Below are 2,542 nucleotides of genomic sequence, written 5' to 3' on the forward strand. Positions count from 1 at the left end.
GAAGGAGCTTCATCGCTCGACTTGCATGTGTTAGGCACGCCGCCAGCGTTCGTCCTGAGCCAGGATCAAACTCTCAATTTAAAAGTTTGAACTGCTTCAAGCAATTTGCTGACTATAATAGTCAATTTTTTTACATCTTYCGATGTGAGYCTCTACAAAATAGATTCTCAAATGAATTAACTGGTTTTACCTATATTTATCTGTTTAATTTTCAAAGACCAATTTGTCACCACTTGATGACTTTTACTATTTTACTAGTTTTAAACTTTTTTGTCAATACTTTTTTTAAAAAGTTTTTAAAGTTTAAATCTTTATCGCTTAAGCTACTTAGTAACTTGTTTCAGCGACAAGATTTATTATATACATAATCACTTTAGCCATTATGTATCCTAACCTTAAATATAGAAATTTATACTTTAAATTCTCTTATATACTATGATATCCTCAAAATTACTTTTATTGATACACGTGGATATGTTTTCTTTTATATTTTACTAATAATTGCTTTTTTATTGATAAATTCCTGTAATTTAAAAGAATACAACACAAAATCCAGTTTAATCTTTCTATTATTAATAAAATAAAAGGCTTTGATCAAGTATTAAAATTACTTAACCAAAACCTTTCGTTATATTATTATTTCATTTCTACTTTATAAGTACCTTTTAATTTTTCTACTAAATTTATAAATTCTTTGTTTTGCTTTTCCTGAAGTAAGTTTGAAGCTATCATTGGCTTAACTTCTTCAAAATCTTTAGCAACTGAAGGCTGTTTATCTTCAACTTTTATTATATGAAAACCAAATTGAGTTTTTACAGGTTCACTAATTGCATCAACATCTAACTTAAATGCTGCATCCTCAAATTCAGGTACCATTCTACCTCTTTCAAAAGCTCCTAAGCTTCCACCTTGTGCTTTTGATGGACATTTAGAATATTTCTCAGCTGCCTCTTCAAAAGATATAACATTGTTTTTTATATCTTCTGCTATTTTTTTAGCTTCTTCTTCTTCATCAACTAATATATGCTTAGCGTTTACTGTTTCTTCTGTTTTAAACATTTCTTTATTCTTTTCATAAAATGCTGTAATTTCTTCTTCAGTAATCTCAACATTTGAGAATGATTTAGTTATACCAGCTTGTATTAATAAATCTCTTTTTACTAATTCTAATTGTTTTTTAAACTCTTCATCACTTTCTAAGTTACTATCTTTTGCAAAATTATATACTAATTCATAGTTTATTATTTGATTTAATAATTGCTTTTTACCTTCTTCAGTACTAAAATATTGTTTGTTTTGTTCTGGAAATCTTGATATAGCAAATTCTAAATCTTGTTCTGTAATATTTTTTCCATTTACTGTAGCTAAAATTTTGTTTTCCATATAAATTCTCCTTTTAAAAAATTATTTATATTCTATAAGCATTAAACTCTATCTATTCAAGATTAAGTTTAAGCACTATAACCTTAATATTAATAATAAATTTTATTAAAGTTATAATAAATATTTATATGCTTAAAGTTATATTTTATTAATCTATTATAACATATTTTAAGTAACTATTTTGTTTATTTAAATTATTATTTTATATAAACAAAAAAACTCTTACTAATTAATTAGTAAGAGTTTATGGTGACTCCTAGGGGAATCGAACCCCTGTTACCACCGTGAAAGGGTGGTGTCTTAACCGCTTGACCAAGGAGCCTAATTTTGGTGGCTCACCGGGGAATCGAACCCCGGACACCATGATTAAAAGTCATGTGCTCTACCGACTGAGCTAGTGAACCATATTGGCTGGGATAGCAGGATTTGAACCTACGAATGCCAGAGTCAAAGTCTGGTGCCTTACCGCTTGGCGATATCCCATTAAATGGTGCGTTTTAAGGGATTCGAACCCCTGGCCCACGCCTTAGAAGGGCGTTGCTCTATCCAACTGAGCTAAAAACGCATATTTTGGAGCGGGTGAAGGGAATCGAACCCTCGTAACTAGCTTGGAAGGCTAGCACTCTACCATTGAGTTACACCCGCAAGTGGTGCAGATGAAGGGAGTCGAACCCCCACGCCAAAGGCGCTAGATCCTAAGTCTAGTGCGTCTGCCAATTCCGCCACATCTGCATATGGTGACTCCTAGGGGAATCGAACCCCTGTTACCACCGTGAAAGGGTGGTGTCTTAACCGCTTGACCAAGGAGCCATAATTATCTGGCAACAACCTACCCTCCCACACAGTCACCCGTGCAGTACTCTCGGCGTCTAGAGGCTTAACTTGCCTGTTCGGAATGGAAAGGAGTGTTACCCTCTAAACCATCATCACCAGATTAAAATTCTTATAAACTTCGCACTTCGTCGTCTACTCGTTTCTAATAATTTTAGTTTTTTCAAACTACTTTATTGTTTTATCTAATAATGTAACATTTGTCAACATTATTTTTTACTTTTTAAGAGTTTGTTCTCTGAAAATTGCACAGTGATTATATTAGGTCAAGCCCTCGACTTATTAGTATGAGTCAGCTGAACATGTTACCATGCTTACACCCCTCACC

Annotated in this window: 1 protein-coding gene, 7 tRNA genes and 2 rRNA genes; all 10 read right to left on the reverse strand. The window is 32.6% G+C overall.

Annotated features, from left to right (window positions below; translation table 11 throughout):
• Nucleotides 1–81: ribosomal RNA gene (locus tag ACYUE0_RS17570) — 16S ribosomal RNA — on the reverse strand; the annotation flags it as partial.
• A 555-nt stretch (nt 82–636) separates the two neighbouring features.
• Entirely contained in the window at nt 637–1,383 is a 747-nt protein-coding gene (locus tag ACYUE0_RS17575; protein WP_061997134.1) for a peptidylprolyl isomerase, read from the reverse strand.
• 247 nt (nt 1,384–1,630) lie between these two features.
• Nucleotides 1,631–1,705: transfer RNA gene (locus ACYUE0_RS17580), tRNA-Glu, on the reverse strand.
• A 6-nt stretch (nt 1,706–1,711) separates the two neighbouring features.
• Nucleotides 1,712–1,787: transfer RNA gene (locus ACYUE0_RS17585), tRNA-Lys, on the reverse strand.
• 4 nt (nt 1,788–1,791) lie between these two features.
• A tRNA-Gln gene (locus ACYUE0_RS17590) sits at nt 1,792–1,866 on the reverse strand.
• A 5-nt stretch (nt 1,867–1,871) separates the two neighbouring features.
• A tRNA-Arg gene (locus ACYUE0_RS17595) sits at nt 1,872–1,948 on the reverse strand.
• Nucleotides 1,949–1,954: 6 nt separating this feature from the next.
• A tRNA-Gly gene (locus ACYUE0_RS17600) sits at nt 1,955–2,028 on the reverse strand.
• A 3-nt stretch (nt 2,029–2,031) separates the two neighbouring features.
• Nucleotides 2,032–2,115: transfer RNA gene (locus ACYUE0_RS17605), tRNA-Leu, on the reverse strand.
• A gap of 3 nt (nt 2,116–2,118) precedes the next feature.
• Nucleotides 2,119–2,193: transfer RNA gene (locus tag ACYUE0_RS17610), tRNA-Glu, on the reverse strand.
• 6 nt (nt 2,194–2,199) lie between these two features.
• Nucleotides 2,200–2,317 (reverse strand): 5S ribosomal RNA (gene rrf / locus ACYUE0_RS17615).
• Nucleotides 2,318–2,542 lie beyond the last annotated feature (225 nt).

It is taken from the genome of Clostridium sp. CTA-19 (genome assembly GCF_054767855.1).